Raw genomic sequence first — 20,575 nt, 5'->3', positions numbered from 1 at the left:
ATTAATTTCGTCTATTGCTACCAACAAAGCCTCCGCAGTTCACCGCTCTATGTGCTGGCTTGTGCGTCTATTGCCTTGGTTAGTCAGCCAGCAAGCACCTTCGTCAGTTTGGCGATGTATTCGCCTAACAATCTGTCAGTGCATGCCGGTCGACTGTAGTGACCCTACTTGACTTCGGCTTGCGACAACCCGTTGTCTCGAAAGTTGTCCCCCTCTCACGACCTCGGCGTTGTATTTCTATGTGACCTGTAACTATAAGGTTTCTAACGGTCACATTTAACTAGCTGTAGTTGTACAGCAAAGCTTTGACCTGCCGCAACTGTTTGATTTTCGTAATACCTAAAAAATGGTTGCTAATATGAATTTTTAACCCGTCCCTTTTGAGACATCACAACCCGGAGTACTTTATGTATCAATTTCCAAAAATAAAAACCAAAATCTATTCAAGTGGAATTCACCTACCAACCGAAATCGTAAAATCTGATGATTTGATGACAGAGATTCGTTCCGAGCAGCAATACAATATTGCTACTGACTGGATTTCTAGCGCCATGGGCATTGTTGAGCGTAGAGCCGCTCCAGCTGATGCTAAGCCTTCAGATTTAGCCATACCCGCTGCGCAGTCGGCGCTCGATAGTTGTCCGGAGATCGACCCACAACTGATTGATTTGGTTATCTTTTGTGGTATCGAGAGAGATCAGCCCGAACCGGCAACGGCGCATACCATTCAAAATGCGCTGGGATTACACGCGAAACACGCGTTTGATGTAGCTAATGCCTGTTTTGGCTTTATTGATGCAATGCAAATTGCCTCAAACTATGTTGGATGTGGTATTGTACGGTATGCTTTGGTGGTCACCGGCGAGGTGCCTATGAAAGTCACTAGAGCATTTACAGAGCAGTTGAAACGTGGTGTCGACATTAAGACAGCCAAAAATATCATTGGCGCATTAACTGTTGGCGATGCAGGAGGGGCGGTTTTAATCGGCCCGACATCCGCAGGAGAAAAATCTGGATTTGAGCTATTTAACACAACTTCTTACAGCGACAACGTCGATAAGTGTCTTTACCGTCACAAGGCTGATGGTTCAATTGAGGGCACGATGATGATGGGATCGTTGGCCGCAAGCTTTATCAAATTGCACCAGAGGTTGTTAAGGGACACATTAGGTAAACTAGGCTGGCCGGAATTTGATTGGTTATTATCACATCAAATTGGCCAACGACCATTCGATAGGATTGGCGGTATGCAGGGAGTTAATCCAAATCGAATGATCAAGACCTTAGATAAGTTTGGCAATGTGGCCTCAGCTACTTTTCCTTTGAATTACCACAAAATGACCTCTGAAGGGATCGTCAGGCCTGGAGACCGAATCGGTGGATGTTTCGCTGGCTCCGGCATAGTTGTTGGGCAATTTGGTTATACATATTAGCTAGGTAAACAAAGACAATGAGCATCTATATTCTTCCGGCCATTTTGGCATTAGTGATCAAGCTGTTGATCTTGGGCGTTTCAGTAAAAGGAAAGCATCAATCAACGGTTTTTATAACTATGGTTCTGATTCTAGCCCTTCACAATTTGTGCGAGGTGTTGGGGTTCTTGGAGTTTTTCGAGAGCGGGCCGAAGGAATATTTGCTGCGACTGTATTACGCAACCACAGTCTGGGTTGCCGCATTTATGCTCATTTATTCATCTGAAGTAAGTCGACTTAAGCATGGTCATTTTAGGGCTGTGCTTATGTCGATTGCTGGAGTGGTTAGTTTGTTAATGCTCTACACAAATTGGATTGTGGCCGGAGCAGAGTCTCTGGGATACACCATGACAGTGGTGCAAGGTGAGCAGTACTGGATATTCCGCATTTTTGTGCTAGCAACGTTGCTCGCTATTATTCCAGTAATCGTGGTTGGCTATCGACGTGCTACCGAGCACATCGTCGAAATTCAGAGTATTTATACAATGTTTGCGCTTGCTCCGCTGATGTTGGTGGGGATCTCAGTGATCGTGTTGATGAGTCTTGGGGTTCGCGTTAATGCCTCGGCGTTTATTCCTATCGCATCGACGCTGTTTCTGCTTATAACACTGAAAAGTGAATATCGACATAACCTCACCGACGTCCGACGCTTTATACCGTTTTCGGCGGAACGACGAGCGGCGAATCAAATCATGGATATTTGTTCGCGCTATTCACGTGACAAGATGTCTTATCGTGATGGTATTAATGAGATCGAGAAGATTCTCGTGCTGCAAAAATATCAGAAGGAGGGCGGTAATGCCTCCGCGACGGCCGAGTCCATGGGGATGCCAAGATCGTCACTTTATTCAATATTCAATCGACTGAATATTGATACTAAGGATTAGACCGAAAAAAAAATAGAAAGAGGCGATTTGTATCGCTCTAGTGCCCACGGTTTGCTGCCAGCTAGCTGTTTTGCTGCTGATATGCCTTCTGGGGAAAGTCTAAGTTTTCTCAAGTACGCCATGTATCGGCAGTTGTTACCTGAGTGTGAGCCTCTTGGTTGAGGCTCCTGACCTTATCGGTTGCACCGTATTAAGGGGTTGCAGTCATGTGCGATACAGTTCCTAACTGTGAGCTCAATCAAGCTAAAATTGATCTCGGCATCTTTAGTTCGAACGGTGTCTGGCACTGTTCATTTATGCCGCACAGCAATGCACAAGCAACAATAGCTTATTAGTGACTGAAGTGAATAGAGCCCTAGCTTGAGAGTTGCGTAGGTGTCTTAATAACGTTGGCGCGGTGTAGCTGAAGTTTTCTTTATCAGCGATTCTTTCGAGCTTTTAAATCTGGCGTTTAAATTTAGTGTGCAAAAGAATAGGTACAACGACTAGAATTTTAAATCCGTTTAACACAGTTAAACTGTGAAATGTTGAATGGCTCCCTGAGCTGGACTCGAACCAGCGACCCAATGATTAACAGTCATTTGCTCTACCAACTGAGCTATCAGGGAACAGACTTTCAACGAAGGCGAATCGTACTTATTCAACTGCTTACGGTCAAGTTATTTACCTGTTTTTTTTCAGCATATCCGAAAGTTTTTTTGCTATCGGCGCTTCGGCTTAGTTAACCGCGCTTAACAAGCACTTTTTCCGACGGGTTTTCCCCAATTCAGAGCTAAAACGTACTCGACCAGTATACAACAGTCGTAAATATCCTTCGGTTTCTGATTTTTGGTCACATAGGTAAAAACCGGCGCTTCGCGCATGGCCGTCAGGGAAAAATCGTAATGTGCCATTTTGATTAAATACTATGGCGATCTTTCCTTCGTTTTGTCCAACATTGACGATGACGTCTTGGCTGTCGAGCGTAACGTTGGCATTGGTGTCGGCATACACGATCCAGCCATGTTCCCAGTTCTTGTTACGACGAGGTTGATCCACACAAGATGTCATATCTGAGTCGGCGGCGGCACAGACGACTACGTGAGTATAGTTTGTTATGGCGTAGGCACGAGCTAGGTTCAATGCTGTCTGTAGTTCATTGGATCGAGTCATTACCTGATTTTTTATTATCAAGGAGCCAAAGCTCGGTACGGCCAGCATGATTAGTGTGCTGCTGATTGACAGCGTTAGCATTACCTCAAGTATTGTGAATGCGTTCTGATGTGTGTTAGCACGAACTCTGCCGGCCCAAAAAAAGAGCATGATCATATCGTTTCCTCCATGAAACGTTTAGTTGAAGTCGTAACCCAATCCCTGGGCGACCCCTACACTCTAAAAGAAAAATTCAAATTGATCAACGCTTCTGCAAAACTAGGTCGAATGTAAATACATGCTTGAGTTCGATCACTTATAATGATCAGCTGCATCAACTTTCTTGAGCCAGCATGAAACGTCAATTTCAATTAGTCAGTGATTACACGCCAGCGGGCGATCAGCCGTATGCCATTAAAGCATTGGTTGAGGGTCTGCAAAACGGAGAAGCATTCCAGACATTATTAGGTGTGACCGGCTCAGGGAAAACCTTCACGATGGCGAACGTGATTCAAACGGTGCAACGGCCAACTATTTTGATGGCGCCGAATAAAACCTTAGCGGCGCAACTGTATTCTGAGATGCGAGACTTCTTTCCGCATAATGCGGTCGAATATTTTGTTTCGTATTACGATTACTATCAGCCCGAGGCCTATGTGCCGAGTTCAGATACGTTCATCGAGAAAGACGCGGCGATCAATGAGCATATTGACCAAATGCGGTTATCGGCGACTAAAGCAGTGCTGGAACGAGAGGACGTGATCATTGTTGCTACAGTGTCGGCGATCTACGGTTTAGGTGACCCAGAGGCGTATCATGAAATGATCCTGCATCTAAGCGTTGGTGACATTATGGATCAGCGGGCGATCTTGAAGCGGCTGGCAGAGTTGCAATACACACGCAATGATATGGAGCTCAAGCGTGCTACGTTTCGGGTGCGCGGTGATGTAATCGATATTTACCCCGCGGAGTCTGACCGCTATGCACTTCGAGTTGAACTGTTTGGCGACGATGTCGAGAAGATATCTAAATTTGATCCGCTGACCGGTGCAATCGAAGAAGACCTAAAACGTATTACAGTGTTCCCTAAATCGCATTATGTGACCCCACGCTCACGCGTTTTGTCGGCATGTGAACAAATCCGCTTAGAGCTACGTGAACGCTTAGCGCAATTACGTGAACTGGATAAGCTGGTCGAGGCTCAACGGCTTGAACAGCGCACTATGTTTGACCTGGAAATGATGCAGGAATTGGGTTACTGCAATGGTATCGAAAATTATTCGCGCTATTTGTCTGGCGCACAACCAGGTGAGGCGCCACCTACGCTGATTAATTACTTGCCGCCCAACGCGTTGATGATTTTGGATGAGAGTCATGTACTGATTCCGCAGCTTGGCGCTATGTACAAAGGTGACCGATCGCGCAAAACAACGTTGGTTGAATATGGCTTTCGCTTGCCATCGGCGATGGATAACCGACCGCTGCGGTTCGATGAGTTTCGGCAGTTAATGCCGCAGACGGTATTCGTGTCGGCTACTCCTGGCGATTATGAAATTGAACAAAACCCAAATACGATTGATCAAGTGGTTCGCCCAACCGGCTTAATTGATCCACAAATTGAGGTTCGTCCGGTTGGCACACAGGTTGACGATGTATTGTCCGAGATCAATAAACGCGTGATTCTCAATGAGCGCGTTTTGATTACGACACTGACCAAGCGTATGTCGGAAGATTTGACAGATTACTTGACTGACGCCGGAGTTAAGGTCCGCTATTTGCACTCGGACATCGATACCGTAGAGCGCGTAGAGATTATTCGTGATTTGCGTGCCGGTGAGTTTGATGTGTTGGTCGGTATCAACCTGTTACGCGAAGGCTTGGATATGCCCGAGGTCTCACTGGTTGCTATTCTCGACGCAGATAAAGAAGGCTTTCTCAGGTCAACTCGTTCGCTCATTCAAACCATCGGGCGTGCAGCACGAAATTTAAATGGTCGCGCTATTTTGTATGCTGACCGAATAACTAAGTCCATGCGTATTGCGATTGATGAAACAGATCGGCGACGCGAAAAACAGCAAGCACACAATAAGAAGCACGGAATTGTGCCACAGAGTATTAGTAAGGCAGTCCGGGATATTATCGACGGTGCCACCAGTAGCGCAGCGCAAGAGTATGCGAGGATCAATCAACCCGGTACGCCTGGTGACATTATTACCGATCCTGCGGAGTTCAAGCGTGTGATGAAAGCTCTCGAAAAAGAAATGTATGAGGCGGCCAATAACCTCGAATTTGAAAAAGCCGCCCAAGCTCGCGATCGCATCGAGGAGCTTCGAGCTGGCTACTTTAAATCCTAGGCCGACCTAGCTATTCGGTCGACCGGATAGTTGGCGTTATCGGCGGTCCAACACCTGAGGCCAATGTTTGTTGGCCTCTTGAATGTACTTATCTTTATCTTTTCGCCAACGTTTAGCCACTGACTTGCTGTAATTTAAATACAGTTTGCCTTGGTAGATTTGAAAATATTCGGGCTTGATGGATGCCGTGGTGCCGCGAGACACCGCATACGCGCAGTAACCGCCATACTGTGGCATATATTGCTCAGGATTTTGTTTGAATACTTCAAGGTTTTGTTCAGACGCAAATAACCACGTGGCGCCCTGATATTCATAGCTGAAATCGGTGGAACCTTTAACCGGCTTGTTTTGTGTGAAGTAAGCGACTGAGTCATATCCGCGGATTGCGGCGCGCTCTTTTCCACCTGAGTAGATAGGTTGCGCGGCGATGACATGACTGGCCTGCAGAGTAACAGCCAGAATTAGCAGGCTTCGTTGAATGATGTGCATTAAGCGTATATGTTTCATGGCAGTGGAATAACCTCAGTGTGCAGTCGTGAGGAATTTGTTAACTAGTTCTTGCAGACCGCTGGCGAGCCTCCCAGTCGGCTTTTGTACGCGATATCGTTGTTTCGCAACTGGTTGGGTTTTTAGAAAGCGATGCCGAGTAAAGGCGTTTTCGATTGCCGACTGAAATCGGCCGATGTCCAATGGTTTTGCTAAATATTTGAATACTTGCCCGTGATTGATCAGGTCAACAGCCGTAGCCGCGTCATAGTCCTCGGTTAGAGCGATCGTAATGAGTTCCGGTCGCGCTTGTTTTAGCAAACTAATTGTTTGAAGCGCCGCTGCGGTATTGTCTGAGAGCTCGATTACGGCTACCCCGATAGCATCACGCGAGGTCGCCGCAGCGACCGCTTGTTGGATGCTCTGAGTGCCGTAGATCATGATGTCATGGTCACTGCAGAAACGCCTGATCTGGTGACGGATTTCTTGTTTCTGCTCCATCATTAATAGTGCTTGATCACGTATTCGACGCACTGTGTCGGCCGACGTTGGGGACGTTAATGCTGACGAATTTTCGGTTTCTGACGGTGTGCTAGCAACGTCTACTTCTGATGCCAGCGCCGCTTCGGCAATTACCTCGCGCATTGCGTCGTTTTTCCATGGCTTGTTGATAAAGCGATACACTTCACCATCATTAATAGAATCGACAATGGCTTGCTTGTCCATGAAGCCGGTCAATAAAATACGCATTGTCTGAGGGTGCCGCTTACTTGCCTTGGCTAATAATTGGTGTCCAAGCATGTTTGGCATACGTTGGTCACTGACCAATACATCGACCGTATTCGAGTCCATAATCTGCAGCGCTTGTGCTCCGCTGTTGGCGGTTAGCACCGCGTATTCGCGGCGAAAAATGGCCTTCAGCGCGCTGGTGATACGTGGTTCGTCATCAACAAATAGGACCGTGTATTTTCGAGGAGAATTGAGCATGATTAAGTGTCCGATTATTTGATTTAGCTAGTTGCTTGCGACAACGCTGTCGGGAAGAATATAGAGATAGTCGTGCCTTTGTGTTGCTTCGATTCAACCGTGATACGTGCATTGTGAGCTTCAACAATCTTGTACGCGATAGACATGCCTAAGCCGGTACCTTCGCCGATTGCTTTTGACGTGAAGAACGGATCAAACATTTTTTTCTGGGTTAGTTCATCCATGCCTACGCCTTGATCAGTAAATGCTATGCAAATTTCACGACCAATCAATGATGTGCGAATAGTAAGTGTTCCGCCGGACTCGCGCATTGCTTGGCAGGCGTTGGTAATAATGTTGAGGAATAATTGATTTAACTTAGATGGAATGCAGGATATTGCCGGTAACTTGGCGAATCGTCGTTCAACTTGGACGTTGTGCTCGCGAATTGGGTTGCTGGCAATTGTGAGTGCGTTGGCTAAACAGGCGTTTAGGTCAACATGTTCGACCTGCTGTCGGTCAAGGCGGGCAAAATCCTTGAGGCTGCTAATGAGATTGGAAATTTCTGCTAGCCCATACAGACCGTCATTCAATAAGCGCTGACTCTCCTCCATAAGTTCGGGGGCATCGACTGCGGTGTAGTCGCCCATGGTGGCTAGCAGTCGCTGGCTAATTTGCCGGTTGTCTCGTTGTGGACGCTGTACGGCGGTGATTAATGAGGTGAGTGTTGCCATGACTCGATCAAGGTCTTTTAAGTTCAGCTTGAGTGTTTCAATATTGCTGTTCACATACCCTAATGGTGTGTTTATTTCATGGGCAACACCGGCGACCATTTGCCCGAGTGATGCCATTTTTTCGGATTGAATTAGCTGCTCTTGAGATTCTCGAAGCTCGTCATATGCCGCGGATATTTCCATTGTTCGATCGGCGACTTGTTGTTCTAAAGATGCATAGTTACGTCGGATTTGCCATGCAAAGAACATCAGCGCCAACAATAGAACCAAGCCGTAAGCAATCAGTCCGTTGCGCTGTGTGTTTGATCCGGCGATAGCTTGATTGTGGTAACTCACATAACGATCTTCGATATGATTGAGCAAGGCGCTTATATCCATGCCTATCAGTTTCGTATAGGCGGTACGGCTAATTGCTAACCGATCTGCAAATGCTTTTATCTCTTTCGAGTAAGCGACGAGTGATGCTTGTTGAGTTACCGCACCGTGAACAACGCTGATCGGTTTGAGGTCTAATGGCGCGTTGGGAGCGTTATTTAATGCAAGGTCGAGCAGTTGGTTTTGGTTATGTGCTAAAACCATTCCAATTGCCGGAGCTGACATCAGCGTGCGATCTTGTTGTAAAATTGCATTTAGATCACGTAACTTGGAGAGACTTAGCGCAGCTGATTGATTTTGCTCCAGATAGTTCTGTAAAGTTTCATCACGACGAATGAATTCTGCTTCGAACTCCTCAATTGCCGTGCTCAGAGCCGCATCGCTCTCTATTTCTTCAAACAGTGCATCGTAACGAAGATTGTCAAATTCTTCGCTAATTTGATAATTGAGCTCAATGAGCTGTTCAGAATTACTATCGGTATTCAGGTGTGATTGGGTTAGCAAAACCTGTAGGTTTTTATCTAGCGTTTGCAGATTACGAATCGACTCAGTAGTCTGAAGAAATACGGTTTGATCTAAGCCTTTTTCTTGGGTGGCTAATTGGAGTGTCAGGCCAACCCCAATAGCGACGAGAACGAGTAGAATAATGGCGTACTTTTTCATTGTTGATTGAGTCTATTTAGTAGCATGGTGATATTCGGCTCGGGTATTCTTGAGCTGCTTGAACTGTATAGACCCAGTCGCTGGTTAAAAGCTCCCAAATTATTTTTACTTATTGGCGTAATCGAATGGCGGATAACACTGCCTAATTGCTCCTATTACTAACAACCACACTATTATGCGTAATGCCGCGCGAGTATCGATTTAATGGAAATGTTTGAACTATCCGTGTTAACTGTGCTGGGGCTGGTGTTGGTTGCTATCCTGGCTGGATATATCGATACCTTGGTCGGCGGTGGTGGCCTACTAACCATTCCCGCATTAATGGCGGCCGGTGTGCCACCAATCTTCGCATTAGGTACCAATAAATTACAGGCTGTTGCCGGTTCGGGTACGGCCTCGTTAACGCTCCTGCTTCAACGTAAAGTTCTTTTTCGCGACGTGCGTTGGTTGATGGCGGCTGCGTTTGTTGGCTCTTTATTTGGGTCAATAGCAGTTCAGATGTTCGACAGTGAAGTGTTGAATGTGGTTATTCCCATTGTGCTGGTGCTTATAGCCCTGTATTTCGTTTTTTCACCTAAGCAAGTGGTCGAGGAGCGCGAGCCGAAGTTATCGAATGCTGGCTATGGTTTAAGTGCGGTGCCGGCAATCGGGTTTTACGACGGCATGTTTGGCCCAGGTACCGGATCGTTTCTTGTTTGGGCCGGCGTGTCACTACGCGGTCAAGCGATTGTGCCAGCGACTATTACTGCCAAAACCCTAAACTTTGCGACTAATGTTGCCTCACTGGTGGTGTTTGTTTATTTCGGTAAGGTGTTATGGATTGTCGGCGGTGCCATGATGATTGGTCAGTTTATTGGCGCAAGCTTGGGTGCTAGAGCGTTGTTGAAAGTTGACCCGATGCTGTTGCGGTACTTGGTGATCGCCTTGTGTTTGATTATTTTAGTGTGGTGGGGAGTTAAATAGAGTCGCTATGGCTGAAACAATAACCACCGAGTTTCTAAAATACCGACGAGTGATTTCATCCTTGTTGCGGAAAATTCGTCCGCGCGCCTCATTGCAGGACATTGAAGATATTTTGCAGGACACTTACATCAATACTTATCAAGCGTCGTTGAAACAGGAAATAAACTTTCCCAAGGCCTTTATGGTTAAGACCGCTCTTCGTTTGGCTAATCGGCAGATAGCGGTGGCGCAGCGAGCAGATTGTGATGCGGCGATTGACGAGCGTTCCGATGAGACTGCTCCGTCTTTTAACGCCAATGAGTTCGCTAGCCAAACCGAGCAGTTGGTGATGAATCGAGAAGACTTTGGCTTTCTTTGTGAGGCGGTAAGCGAGTTGCCAGCTCAGTGCCGCAAGGTGTTTATTTTAAAGAAAGTATACGGTTTGTCGCAGCGTGAGATCGCGGAAAAACTAGGAATTAGTGAAAGCACGGTGGAAAAACATGTCGCTAAGGGCTTGTTGCGCACGATGCAACACTATGCAGCGCAACAAGAGCATGTACCTCGCAATGTCGCGACGGTTAAAGCATTTAAGTCGGCCAATGGCGGTCGCGACGGTAAGTAGAGTAAGGTATGAATACATTACAATTCCCGAGTCACACCGATGTGACAGAAGGCGCAGCACTCTGGATTGCGAAAATTGATCGCGGTTTGTCTGCACACGAGGAACGCGAATTGAGTTGCTGGCTAGAGCAATCGAGTTTGCATGGCGAAGCCTTAGTGAAATGTGCGTCTATGTGGGATCTGCTGGATGTGCTCAAGCCTCTGTCTAAGTTCATGCCAATGGCTGATATTTGTGTAGATGCGCCTGTCGAGCCGGTTCAAACGGCTATTCCACACGCGGGTGGCTGGGGTAGTGCGCTAGCCGCGTCAGTCATTCTGGCTATTGGTGTGATTGGTTTATGGTCTTGGCTACCAAGTGGAGCTAATTCGTTTGCGGACTCGGCCGCCAATAGTACAGCGCAGCTCAAGCCGCCTAGAATCATTCGCCATTATCAAACGGCCGTTGGCGAAACCACGACATTTGCGTTGAGCGATGGTAGTTTAATGCAGCTCAATACAGACTCCAAAGTTGCGGTTGAATATTCAGCGAGTGAACGCCACATAGAGTTGATAAAGGGTGAGGTGTTTTTTGATGTAGCTAAGAATGCCAAGAAGCCCTTCGTAGTTGAGTCTGGTGAAGATCGGGTTACGGCGGTCGGTACCGCGTTCAGCGTCGACAATACTGGGGAGCATTCAATGGAGGTTATTGTCACTGAGGGTAAGGTGCTGGTAAATCGTGCGCCGAGCACTAAGGCAGCTTATTACGCTGACGTGTTATTAATCCCTGGGCAGCGGGTTGTGGTGCGTAATAATCAGCCGAAAATTTCTACCGAAGACGACCCGTCGGCATCACTTGCTTGGCGTGATGGATTCGTGGTGTTTAATGGCGAACCGCTTTCGGAGGTGGTTCGAGAGATTGATCGTTATACCTCACTTTCTTTCAAAATCACCGATCCCAGTTTGGCCGAAATTCCGGTTGGCGGATACTTCAAAACTGGTGACCTTGACCAGTTGTTGTTGGTGCTGCAGCAGAATTTTGGTGTCGCTAGCCGACGTGACGGTGATCAAATTTTACTTTCCAAACTTCCAGGTTAGTATCGGATAGGCTTGATTTTTAGACCTAATTAGTGGAATAACGGGTTCGACTTTCACTCTTCTCTAGCGGTGTCTGATTGACGGTGGATTGCAAGGACTCACTTCTAACTATAGAAGAGCGGTAGAAAACTGAGTAAAATTCCCGCCATGACTCGTTTTTCAAAACTGTCTGGTTGGGTCTTCTTGGTACTCTTTCTCTCCGCGTCAACAGCCTCTATGGCTGCTGAGCGTGATGGTGATGAGGAGTTTTACTTTAGTATTCCACGACTCTCCGCCGATAAGGCGCTTACTCGGTTTGCTCGGCAAGCCGACTTGACTCTGTTGTTCCCGTACCAGGAAGTTAAGAAATTCAAAACTCGCCCGCTCCACGGCCGTTTTACAATTCACAATGGGTTGCGATTAATGTTGTCGGGCACAAACATTGTATTGAGCACTGGACTCGGTGATGTAGGGGATTTGGCCGAGCCGACGGGTGACGATTTGAGTCAGGAGATTGATGAGTCAACTATAACGGCCGCTAATGAACCTCGGCGTTTTAGCACGATAAAGTTGGCGGTAGTCACTGCGGATTCTAACAGCGCCACGCAGTCTGATGAGCCAGAGTTAAGTGATTCCGTGGAAGAAATAGTAATCTTGGGTAGTCGCAGTGCTAAGGCCCGTTCGATCACTGGCTCGCCAGTTCCCGTTGATGTTATCTCCGCTGAGCAGTTTTCGGCACTTGGCAACGGAGCTGATATTACCGATAGCCTAAAAAATCTCGTTCCATCCTACAATGCGACACCTGCGACGGGCGATGGTAGTGCCTTTGTTCGCCCCACCTCCTTGAGAGGCATGTCACCAGACCAAACCCTAGTGCTGGTTAATGGTAAACGTAGACACCGCTCGGCGCTGGTACATTTTTTTGCGCCCGCGGCTGGCAACGGATCGCACGGTGTTGATGTGGCGATGATCCCAAGTATTGCTCTAAAAAATGTTCAGATAATGCGCGATGGCGCGGCTGCGCAATACGGCTCTGATGCTATTGCTGGCGTTATAAATTTTGATCTGCGCGATGCTCGTGAAGGCGGCCAGATACGAGCCGCCTACGGACAGTTTTATGATGGCGAAATGAGTACCAAAGTCGCAGCTAACTTAGGTTTTGGTGTTGGTGATTATGGGTTTTTGAACGCCAGTTTAGAGGTGGTAGATAATGAGGCTTTGTCGCGCGGAGTGATCCGCCCAGATACCCAAGCGCTGATTGATGCTGGGGTGTCCGGTGTTGGTGCCGATTCACCTTTTGGTGATGCTCCGTTTACGCAAACCTGGGGGCGGCCGGAATCGTCGGGCTCACGCTTGTTCGTAAATAGTGGTTATGATCTCGCTAATGGTGCGGAACTTTACGCGTTTGGGAACTATGCGGACACACATGGTCGTTACCGCTTTTTTTACCGTGACGTGTCACATCCTTCCATTTCAGACTTAGGCTTGCTCGACGCGTTGCCTGCTGGCTATACCCCATATCTGGACGGTGAGCAGACGGATATGAGTTTGGTAAGCGGTTTGCGTGGCGAGTTTACGGGGGGCAGTATTTTTGACTTTAGTTGGGGTTACGGTAAAAACAAATTGGACTACTTTTTGTTTAACACCTTGAATCCAAGCCTGCCATTATTGGCAGATGGCAGCGCGGTGCGAGATTTTGACGTAGGTGCCTATCAACAAGAAGAGATTAATATTGGCGTTGATTTCTCCACTCAGATAACTGACTTAGTTTCGTTGTCTTATGGTGTTGAGTATCGCGAAGAGACGTTTACCTTGGTGCCGGGCGACGCGAATTCGTTGGTCGGGGAGGGGCCAAGTGGGTTCAGTTCTCCTAGTTTAGAGAGTGCCGGTTCTTTTGACCGAGATAACGTCGCCGTTTACGCCGATCTTGAGCATGATATTTCTGACCGATGGTTGATGCAGTATGCGTTGAGATACGAGAATTTTTCTGATTTCGGTGGTACGGCAAACGGTAAGATCGCGACACGCTATAACCTAAATCAAGCGATGACATTGCGAGGAGCGATATCGACCGGCTTTCATGCACCGACCCCTGGTCAAGCAAATATTTCTTCGGTCATCACCACCTTTGACGGCCGCACAGGATCTCAAATTGAAGAAGGCTTGGTGCCGGCGAATTCAGCTGCTGCTCGTGATGCCGGAGGTACCGAGCTCAAAGAGGAGGTCTCCACAAATCTGAGTTTTGGTTTCACTACATCGTTGGGTAGTGCTTGGGATTTGACGGTGGACTTTTATCGTGTCGATGTTGAAGATCGTATTTACCGTACCGGCGACATTCCCATATTGGGCGCTAATGGAAGAACATTGTCGTTTTATACCAATGCCTTAGATATTGAGCATCAAGGCGCTGACGTGGTACTGAACGGCAGTTTTGATTGGGGTGACACCACCAATACCACGCTGACCTTTGCCTACGCGCACAACGAAATTAAAGTGAGTGGGCAGACGCCGGTAGCTGGTATTAATCCAGTGAGTGCTTCAACCATTGAGGATATTGAAAATAATTATCCGGATGACCGCTTTACCTTGTCTGCCAATACGTCGTTGCGAGAGAACCTTAATTTATTGCTGCGTGCCGCCTACTATGGATCGCATTTTGATGAACGCGGAATGATCAACGGACTACCCGGAGATCGCAGTGCAAAAATTGAGCCGATTGTATTTGTTGATGCCGAGTTGGGTTGGCAGTACAGCGATGAGTTCGAGCTAGTGTTGGGTGTGTCGAACTTGTTTGATTCATACGTCGATGAAATTGCTGATGACGGAGTCTTTGCAAATCGTCAAGAAGTCGGACTGCAATATCCTCGTCGAACTGCGGCTAATTATGAAGGTGGATCTTGGTACTTGAAAGGGATACTAAATTTTTAGTTAGCCAAGTGTATTAATAATGTCAGTAACCAGAATGAGCACATTGAAAAGTGCTTTCGGTACGCTCAAATATGTTCAGTCTCTGCGGTTTTTCACCTCGTATTTGGACAATAAGACTGATATCAATGCTTCTGAGATATTTCGCTTGTAACAAGACGAAATTGCGGATACAAGGCTTATGTCAGAGACAAGTCGAACTGAAATTGGTGCAGCGCTAGAAGCGTATTCTGAATTTCTGTACGCTTGGCGCTGACACCAAGAAATCCACGAAAATACTTGATCCATGTTCCTTTCAGGAGGAAAAATGAATACACGAAACCAGGACTTTTTATCCTCCGTAGAGAGGATGTTTGACCAAGCTGCAGAATTAGTCGGTATTCCCGATGACTTGCGGCATAAGATTAAGGTCGCTAACTCCACGTACACTGTTCGTTTTGGGGTTCGCTTGCGTAATAAGCTTTATACCTTCGTTGGTTACCGCTCAGTGCATTCAGAGCACCGTGAGCCGGTAAAAGGGGGAATTCGCTATTCGCCATATGCCGACCAAGATGAGGTTGAGGCACTAGCCGCTTTGATGACCTATAAATGCGCTCTTGTTGAGGCACCGTTTGGTGGATCGAAGGGCGCGTTGGTGATTGATCCTAACGAATGGGAGCCGCATGAATTAGAGCGTATTACGCGTCGTTTCACGCAAGAGCTTGCTAAGCGTAATTTGATCAGTCCAGCGCAAAATGTTCCAGCTCCTGATATGGGAACCGGTGAACGAGAAATGGCTTGGATGGCTGATGAATACAAGCGACTGAATCCTAACGAGTTGAATACCTGGGCATGTGTTACTGGTAAGCCGGTCAGCAAAGGGGGGATTCGTGGGCGTGTCGAAGCAACTGGTCGTGGCGTGCAATACGCGCTACAAGAAGCATTTCGGCATCCCCAAGATATTGAGCACTCTGGTCTGTCTGGCACCTTAGCCGGCAAGCGGATTGTGGTGCAGGGCCTAGGTAATGTTGGCTACCATGCGGCGCAGTTTTTGTCACAGGAGGATGATGCTTTGATCATCGGTGTGATGGAGCGAGATGGTGCGGTCTATGATGAAGATGGCATCGACGTTGATGGTTTGCACAAACATATCCACGAGACTGGTGGGGTTAAGGGTTTCAAGGGTTTTACCAATGACTCGAATAGTGTTCTGACCTGCAATTGCGATATTTTTATCCCCGCTGCATTAGAAGGCGTGATCACCAAAGAGAATGCGGATGACATTAAAGCGAACATTATTATTGAGGCGGCTAACGGTCCGATTACCTTCACCGCCAATGAAATGTTGCGAGATCGTGGTTGTTTGATTATTCCCGACTTGTACGCCAATGCGGGTGGTGTGACCGTGTCTTATTTCGAATGGGTAAAGAATATCGGTCACATTCGTTTTGGGCGTATGCAGCGTCGCCAGCACGAGCGTCAAACCATGGATATGGTTGCGGCGGTTGAAGAAATGACCGGCGCTAAGTTCCCTGAACGTTTGCTAGCGCGGATTATTCAAGGCCCCACGGAATTGGATTTGGTGCGATCAGGTTTAGATGATGTGATGCGTGAAGGATATCAAGTGATTAGTGCTAAATGGCACAGCGATCCGCGTATCCCCGATCTGCGCACAGCCGCAATGATGATTGCGATTGAGCGCATCCGAGATTCATACACGTCGTTAGGCATCTAAAGTTTGCATTAAATAACGTTTGATTTGAAACGAAAAAGGCCACTCAGATGTGAGTTTGAGCGGCCTTTTTTGATGTTCGAATGCGTTTGCCGGAGCAACGCTTCTGAGCGGTGAAGATTATTTGCTTGGGGTAACGTCTTCTATATGAACCTCGTGCACTTCACCTGCATTGGGGTCGTTGTAGACACTTAAGTCCATCTTGTTTTCGCTCTTTGCCACGATGGTGGTAATGACTGCGTCGCCAGTGACATTGACGGCAGTACGCGTCATGTCAACTATTCGGTCAATACCTAGAATGATGCCAATCGCTTCAATCGGTAGCCCGACTTGCTTGAATACTAGGGTAAGCATAACGAGCCCAACAGCGGGAACCGCTGCCGTTCCAATCGATGCTAGGACTGCGGTCAGCACGATTGTGACATAGCCAGCCACGCCCAGCTCAATGCCGTATAGATTTGCTACAAACACTGTTGCTACCCCTTGCATAATCGCGGTGCCATCCATGTTAATGGTGGCGCCAAATGGAATGGTGAACGATGAAACCGCTCGATCAATTCCTAAGCGTTCTTGAACGGTGCGTAAGGTTACTGGGATTGTTGCGCCGGAACTCGATGTGCTGAATGCAAATATCTGAACTGCGCGAATTTTGCTAAGGAACGTGCGGATGCTTAGGCCGGTGAATAGCTTTAAGATTGCCATTTGTGTGACAAAAGCATGCAGTATGAGAGCCAGCATCACCGTCGCAAAATAGCCGCCAAGGTTAACTACGATATCAAAGCCGAGCTCGGCTACGGCTTTAGCAACTAGGCAGAAAACCGCATACGGCGCAAACCACATAACCATTTCGACCATCTGCATAATCACGCGATTAAGCTGCTCGATAAGATTTACCAATTCACGGGATTGATTGATTTTAATCAACAGCGCTATGCCGAAAAAGATCGCAAAAAATATAATCGCCAGCATTTCTCCATTGGCCATCGCGGAGATGATGTTCTTTGGCACAATTCCAATGAGGACTTCAATAAAGCTGCGAGCGGCCGCTTGTCCGGCAAAAGCGTCGCCGACCGGTATTTCCATACCTTGGCCAATTCCGAACGTGACGGCTAGCGCGATGCCCAACGAAATGGCGATGGCGGTTGTCGCAATGTAAAGCGCGAACGACTTAGTACCGACCTTGCCTAACAAACGGATATCGCCGATCCCAACGATGCCGGGAATCAATGAAAACAGGACTAATGGCACAACCAACATTTGTAGCGCATTAAAGAATAGCTTGCCCGCTACGTGAAAGACGCCATTGACGACATAGGCGTCGACCCAACCGATGCTTGCGGCGCCAGATGCGTTGATTAAAAAGCCGGCAATGATGCCGAGCACGAGTGCAATTAGGACCTTGTTTGCAAGATTCATAGTTATTCCTGTTTAGTGGACGGATCTAGCAGGACATTAAGGTGATGTTGGAGTAGCTGCTAGCGATTGTGAGTAGTCTATAATATAAGACTGATTTGCGCTAACTATCCTCTACTCGCGACAGGTAAGTCGCTAGGTGTGCAAATGGATGTGGTGATGTTATCGAGCTAGCTAATGAATAAGCGAAGGGAGGGGTAAATCAAATTGGGTGGGGCAAAGATGGGTAAGATGCGGCGCACTCTATGAATGGAGCGCACCGCATTGAATACTAACCGTCTGGGAAGTAGTCCTACTTTAGGAATTTGCTGGCCATGCTAGCCAGTCCGCCTAGACCGCCCACAGAGTCCAACAAACTGCCGCCACTTGAAGACTTGTCTACCAATTGTGGCAACATGTCTTGTAGTCCTTTTAGAACTTCGCTTTGATCTGTGCCAAGCTGTTGTGCCGCTTGGGCAATTTTGTCTGAACCAAATACGCTCTCTAGCTGTGAAGAAGAGATGCCTTCATTGTTACCATCGCCTAACCATGATGCTGCTAGATCGCCAAGACCGCTGTTTTGCAAGTTGCCGACGATTGAGCCCAAGTCTATGCCTTGTCCGCCTGAACCGCCCATTAGGTTGCCGATGACTGATTGAATTAGCTCGTTGCTATTATTGTCCGCCGAACCGCCCAATTTTGCACCAAGCATGCTAGTTGCCATTTCCATTAAATCCATGTTTTTTTCCTCTATCTGTATGAAATTCTGTGGACTCGGGTGAGTCGACTTGATGACCCTTAGTATCCCGATTGCCAGAATAATTACAATTGATGCGGGCACAATGTGACATAGTTTGACAGTTTGTCCTGATACATAGGTGAGTAATTCTGACCTTGATGGAAAACTATTTGTTAAAACATATTGAAACCAATCACGCTGTTTGATATGGTCGCGCTCCTAGAATTTTAGACGCGTAGCTCAGTTGGTTAGAGCACCACCTTGACATGGTGGGGGTCGTTGGTTCGAATCCAATCGCGTCTACCAGAATACCAAAAGTCAGATGCTCGACCTTGGTTGGGTAAGTTGGCTGATTTCCATAGTTCGGAAAAAACAGAGAGCGCTAAATACCTGTTATTTGGCGCTTTTTATTGTCCGGTTAGGGCTGATGGCTTGACACGCTTTGTTGTGTTGCTGCTGTGCTGAGGTTGAATGCTGGCGAAGGTTGGTGCGAGTTTGGGCTTGATTTAGTCTGGGTTGCGGTCGATTTAATCGTAGTTAACGACTTTTTTATTCAAGTTAATGACGTTTTCATTCAAGTTAATGACTTTTTATCAAGGTTAATGACTTTTTTCTCATCTTTAGGGGCTATACCCCTTGAGGATGCTGAGTTTACGTCTTAAAATTCGCGCCCTATAAGGCTGAAATGTTTCCCACTCGTGAGACACGACAGTATTTTATTAATTAGCATTGAGGTATTACCATAGTCACTAAAAAGAAGCAGCGCCTGAACGATAACATTACGGCGCCAACCGTCCGACTGATTGACGCGAGCGGCGAGCAAGCTGGTATCGTTGACCGTGCCACCGCATTAGAAATGGCTGAAAAAGCCGGCCTAGATCTAGTAGAAATATCACCAAATGCAGACCCTCCAGTTTGCCGTGTGATGGATTATGGTAAGTTCTTGTATGAAGATAGTAAGCGAAAAGCTGCTGCGCGCAAGAATCAGAAGCAGACGCAGGTCAAAGAGATTAAGTTTCGTCCTGGCACCGACATTGGTGACTACAATATCAAGGTCGGAAAGTTAAAGGCTTTCTTGGCGAATGGTGATAAGACCAAAGTAACAATCCGCTTCCGCGGGCGCGAAATGGCACATAAGGATTTAGGCATCGCTTTGTTGAAGCGAGTCGAAAAAGACTTAGTGGATTACGGCGGTGTTGAGCAGTACCCTAAGTTAGAGGGCCGGCAAATGATTATGGTGCTTGGTCCTAGTAAGAAGTAGCAGAAAAGAAGTAGCAGAAATTTTCTCTGGTCCAGTCAATTTAAGCTGATTGGGCAGAGAGTCGGGCCGTTCAATACCAATATTTGGTGTTGGGCGTGAGCTCAGCAGTCACCTCAAGTTTTGAGGTGTTGAGAAGTCGGATGAGTCAACTTTTAAACTTGTTCGACTAAATTTTTAACGGCAACGGTGGTTAACACTCGGAGTAATTATGCCTAAAATTAAAAGTAACAGTGGCGCGGCCAAGCGCTTCAAAAAGACGGGAAGCGGCAAATTCAAACGCTCTCAATCTCACTTGCGTCATATTTTGACCAAGAAATCGACTAAGCGTAAACGTCATTTACGCCACGGCACCATGGCTGAGCCTTGTGATGCTAAGTTGATCCAACGCATGTTGCCATACGCATAACGCGTTTACCCATAGATCGATTAGATCATTAGAGATTTTAAGAAGAACCAATGGGTTCTTTTTTGGAGATAGAAAATGCCTAGAGTAAAACGCGGTGTTACCGCCCGAGCCAAACATAAAAAAGTCATCAGCCAAGCAAAAGGCTACCGTGGACGTAATAAGAACGTCTTTCGTGTTGCTAAGCAGGCTGTTACCCGTGCTGGTCAATATGAATATCGTGACCGTCGTCAACGCAAACGTCAGTTCCGTCGTCTGTGGATTACGCGTATTTCAGCGGCTGCGAAAATTAACGGTATGAACTATAGCCGCTTTATCAATGGTTTGATGAAAGCGGGTATTGAGTTAGATCGTAAAGTATTAGCGGATATTGCTGTACATGATTCAGCTGCTTTTGCACAACTTGCTGAAAAAGCGAAGACTGCATTGGCTGCATAGATTCTGTTAAGGCAGAATTTGG

The 20,575-nt window shown here is 47.1% G+C and carries 17 protein-coding genes and 2 tRNA genes; 12 read left to right on the top strand and 7 right to left on the bottom strand.

What is annotated here, in order from left to right:
• The first annotated feature begins 407 nt into the window (after positions 1-407).
• Positions 408-1,433: a 3-oxoacyl-ACP synthase III family protein gene (locus tag DFR28_RS10260; protein ID WP_113954224.1), complete on the top strand. Its 1,026-nt coding sequence runs from the start codon at positions 408-410 to the stop codon at positions 1,431-1,433.
• Between the two features lie 17 nt (positions 1,434-1,450).
• Positions 1,451-2,359 (top strand): hypothetical protein, encoded by a 909-nt coding sequence (locus DFR28_RS10255; RefSeq protein ID WP_113954223.1) that lies wholly within the window; start codon positions 1,451-1,453, stop codon positions 2,357-2,359.
• Between the two features lie 532 nt (positions 2,360-2,891).
• Here DFR28_RS10255 and DFR28_RS10250 read toward each other — a convergent pair.
• Together DFR28_RS10250 and DFR28_RS10245 are read right to left on the bottom strand one after the other, a co-directional pair.
• Positions 2,892-2,967, bottom strand: a tRNA-Asn gene (locus tag DFR28_RS10250).
• A gap of 109 nt (positions 2,968-3,076) precedes the next feature.
• Complete coding sequence (locus tag DFR28_RS10245) at positions 3,077-3,667, bottom strand: GspH/FimT family pseudopilin (RefSeq protein ID WP_113954222.1); 591 nt, start codon at positions 3,665-3,667, stop codon at positions 3,077-3,079.
• A 176-nt stretch (positions 3,668-3,843) separates the two neighbouring features.
• Here DFR28_RS10245 and uvrB point away from each other — a divergent pair, with 176 nt between their 5' ends.
• Positions 3,844-5,844: an excinuclease ABC subunit UvrB gene (uvrB, locus tag DFR28_RS10240; protein WP_113954221.1), complete on the top strand. Its 2,001-nt coding sequence runs from the start codon at positions 3,844-3,846 to the stop codon at positions 5,842-5,844.
• A 36-nt stretch (positions 5,845-5,880) separates the two neighbouring features.
• On the opposite strand, the gene DFR28_RS10235 is transcribed toward uvrB, so the two are convergent.
• The 3 genes from DFR28_RS10235 to DFR28_RS10225 are packed head-to-tail and all read right to left on the bottom strand — an operon-like array spanning position 5,881 to position 9,068.
• Positions 5,881-6,351, bottom strand: coding sequence for a YHS domain-containing (seleno)protein (locus tag DFR28_RS10235; protein ID WP_211316952.1), 471 nt, complete (start codon positions 6,349-6,351; stop codon positions 5,881-5,883).
• Positions 6,352-6,366: 15 nt separating this feature from the next.
• Positions 6,367-7,317, bottom strand: a complete 951-nt coding sequence (locus DFR28_RS10230) for a response regulator (RefSeq protein WP_113954219.1) — start codon at positions 7,315-7,317, stop codon at positions 6,367-6,369.
• Positions 7,318-7,340: 23 nt separating this feature from the next.
• The gene (locus DFR28_RS10225) at positions 7,341-9,068 is read right to left on the bottom strand and encodes a sensor histidine kinase (protein ID WP_113954218.1); all 1,728 of its coding nucleotides are present in this window, start codon (positions 9,066-9,068) and stop codon (positions 7,341-7,343) included.
• A gap of 204 nt (positions 9,069-9,272) precedes the next feature.
• Here DFR28_RS10225 and DFR28_RS10220 point away from each other — a divergent pair, with 204 nt between their 5' ends.
• The 5 genes from DFR28_RS10220 to DFR28_RS10200 all read left to right on the top strand — a co-directional run bounded on the left by DFR28_RS10220 (position 9,273) and on the right by DFR28_RS10200 (position 16,323).
• Positions 9,273-10,031 (top strand): TSUP family transporter, encoded by a 759-nt coding sequence (locus DFR28_RS10220; RefSeq protein WP_211316951.1) that lies wholly within the window; start codon positions 9,273-9,275, stop codon positions 10,029-10,031.
• A gap of 7 nt (positions 10,032-10,038) precedes the next feature.
• Positions 10,039-10,632, top strand: a complete 594-nt coding sequence (locus DFR28_RS10215) for an RNA polymerase sigma factor (protein WP_113954217.1) — start codon at positions 10,039-10,041, stop codon at positions 10,630-10,632.
• 8 nt (positions 10,633-10,640) lie between these two features.
• Positions 10,641-11,705, top strand: a complete 1,065-nt coding sequence (locus tag DFR28_RS10210; protein WP_113954216.1) for a FecR family protein — start codon at positions 10,641-10,643, stop codon at positions 11,703-11,705.
• A 147-nt stretch (positions 11,706-11,852) separates the two neighbouring features.
• Positions 11,853-14,612 (top strand): TonB-dependent receptor plug domain-containing protein, encoded by a 2,760-nt coding sequence (locus DFR28_RS10205; protein WP_113954215.1) that lies wholly within the window; start codon positions 11,853-11,855, stop codon positions 14,610-14,612.
• A 304-nt stretch (positions 14,613-14,916) separates the two neighbouring features.
• Positions 14,917-16,323: a Glu/Leu/Phe/Val family dehydrogenase gene (locus tag DFR28_RS10200; protein ID WP_113954214.1), complete on the top strand. Its 1,407-nt coding sequence runs from the start codon at positions 14,917-14,919 to the stop codon at positions 16,321-16,323.
• A gap of 117 nt (positions 16,324-16,440) precedes the next feature.
• On the opposite strand, the gene DFR28_RS10195 is transcribed toward DFR28_RS10200, so the two are convergent.
• Positions 16,441-17,736 carry a dicarboxylate/amino acid:cation symporter gene (locus tag DFR28_RS10195; RefSeq protein ID WP_113954213.1) on the bottom strand — a complete coding sequence of 432 codons (1,296 nt, stop codon included), beginning with the start codon at positions 17,734-17,736 and terminating at the stop codon, positions 16,441-16,443.
• Between the two features lie 289 nt (positions 17,737-18,025).
• Positions 18,026-18,451 (bottom strand): YidB family protein, encoded by a 426-nt coding sequence (locus tag DFR28_RS10190; protein WP_113954212.1) that lies wholly within the window; start codon positions 18,449-18,451, stop codon positions 18,026-18,028.
• A 229-nt stretch (positions 18,452-18,680) separates the two neighbouring features.
• Between DFR28_RS10190 and DFR28_RS10185 the strand changes: the two genes are divergently transcribed.
• The 4 genes from DFR28_RS10185 to rplT all read left to right on the top strand — a co-directional run bounded on the left by DFR28_RS10185 (position 18,681) and on the right by rplT (position 20,553).
• A tRNA-Val gene (locus DFR28_RS10185) sits at positions 18,681-18,757 on the top strand.
• Between the two features lie 430 nt (positions 18,758-19,187).
• Complete coding sequence (gene infC / locus DFR28_RS10180; protein WP_342773298.1) at positions 19,188-19,712, top strand: translation initiation factor IF-3; 525 nt, start codon at positions 19,188-19,190, stop codon at positions 19,710-19,712.
• Positions 19,713-19,920: 208 nt separating this feature from the next.
• Entirely contained in the window at positions 19,921-20,118 is a 198-nt protein-coding gene (gene rpmI / locus DFR28_RS10175; protein ID WP_113954210.1) for a 50S ribosomal protein L35, read from the top strand.
• A gap of 75 nt (positions 20,119-20,193) precedes the next feature.
• Positions 20,194-20,553 (top strand): 50S ribosomal protein L20, encoded by a 360-nt coding sequence (rplT, locus tag DFR28_RS10170; RefSeq protein WP_113954209.1) that lies wholly within the window; start codon positions 20,194-20,196, stop codon positions 20,551-20,553.
• Positions 20,554-20,575: the final 22 nt, after the last annotated feature.

Source organism: Arenicella xantha (assembly GCF_003315245.1).
In the GTDB taxonomy this organism is placed as follows: domain Bacteria; phylum Pseudomonadota; class Gammaproteobacteria; order Arenicellales; family Arenicellaceae; genus Arenicella; species Arenicella xantha.
Note: the sequence above shows the minus strand (reverse complement) of the source record. Positions and strands in the feature narration are given on the sequence as shown.

What these genes read in the sequence shown, in the direction of transcription:
- DFR28_RS10260 (WP_113954224.1), top strand. Translation starts at nt 408, where the DNA reads ATGTATCAATTTCCAAAAATAAAAACCAAAATCTATTCAAGTGGAATT.
- DFR28_RS10255 (WP_113954223.1), top strand. Translation starts at nt 1,451, where the DNA reads ATGAGCATCTATATTCTTCCGGCCATTTTGGCATTAGTGATCAAGCTG.
- DFR28_RS10245 (WP_113954222.1), bottom strand. Translation starts at nt 3,667, where the DNA reads ATGATCATGCTCTTTTTTTGGGCCGGCAGAGTTCGTGCTAACACACAT.
- uvrB (WP_113954221.1), top strand. Translation starts at nt 3,844, where the DNA reads ATGAAACGTCAATTTCAATTAGTCAGTGATTACACGCCAGCGGGCGAT.
- DFR28_RS10235 (WP_211316952.1), bottom strand. Translation starts at nt 6,351, where the DNA reads ATGAAACATATACGCTTAATGCACATCATTCAACGAAGCCTGCTAATT.
- DFR28_RS10230 (WP_113954219.1), bottom strand. Translation starts at nt 7,317, where the DNA reads ATGCTCAATTCTCCTCGAAAATACACGGTCCTATTTGTTGATGACGAA.
- DFR28_RS10225 (WP_113954218.1), bottom strand. Translation starts at nt 9,068, where the DNA reads ATGAAAAAGTACGCCATTATTCTACTCGTTCTCGTCGCTATTGGGGTT.
- DFR28_RS10220 (WP_211316951.1), top strand. Translation starts at nt 9,273, where the DNA reads ATGGAAATGTTTGAACTATCCGTGTTAACTGTGCTGGGGCTGGTGTTG.
- DFR28_RS10215 (WP_113954217.1), top strand. Translation starts at nt 10,039, where the DNA reads ATGGCTGAAACAATAACCACCGAGTTTCTAAAATACCGACGAGTGATT.
- DFR28_RS10210 (WP_113954216.1), top strand. Translation starts at nt 10,641, where the DNA reads ATGAATACATTACAATTCCCGAGTCACACCGATGTGACAGAAGGCGCA.
- DFR28_RS10205 (WP_113954215.1), top strand. Translation starts at nt 11,853, where the DNA reads ATGACTCGTTTTTCAAAACTGTCTGGTTGGGTCTTCTTGGTACTCTTT.
- DFR28_RS10200 (WP_113954214.1), top strand. Translation starts at nt 14,917, where the DNA reads ATGAATACACGAAACCAGGACTTTTTATCCTCCGTAGAGAGGATGTTT.
- DFR28_RS10195 (WP_113954213.1), bottom strand. Translation starts at nt 17,736, where the DNA reads ATGAATCTTGCAAACAAGGTCCTAATTGCACTCGTGCTCGGCATCATT.
- DFR28_RS10190 (WP_113954212.1), bottom strand. Translation starts at nt 18,451, where the DNA reads ATGGATTTAATGGAAATGGCAACTAGCATGCTTGGTGCAAAATTGGGC.
- rpmI (WP_113954210.1), top strand. Translation starts at nt 19,921, where the DNA reads ATGCCTAAAATTAAAAGTAACAGTGGCGCGGCCAAGCGCTTCAAAAAG.
- rplT (WP_113954209.1), top strand. Translation starts at nt 20,194, where the DNA reads ATGCCTAGAGTAAAACGCGGTGTTACCGCCCGAGCCAAACATAAAAAA.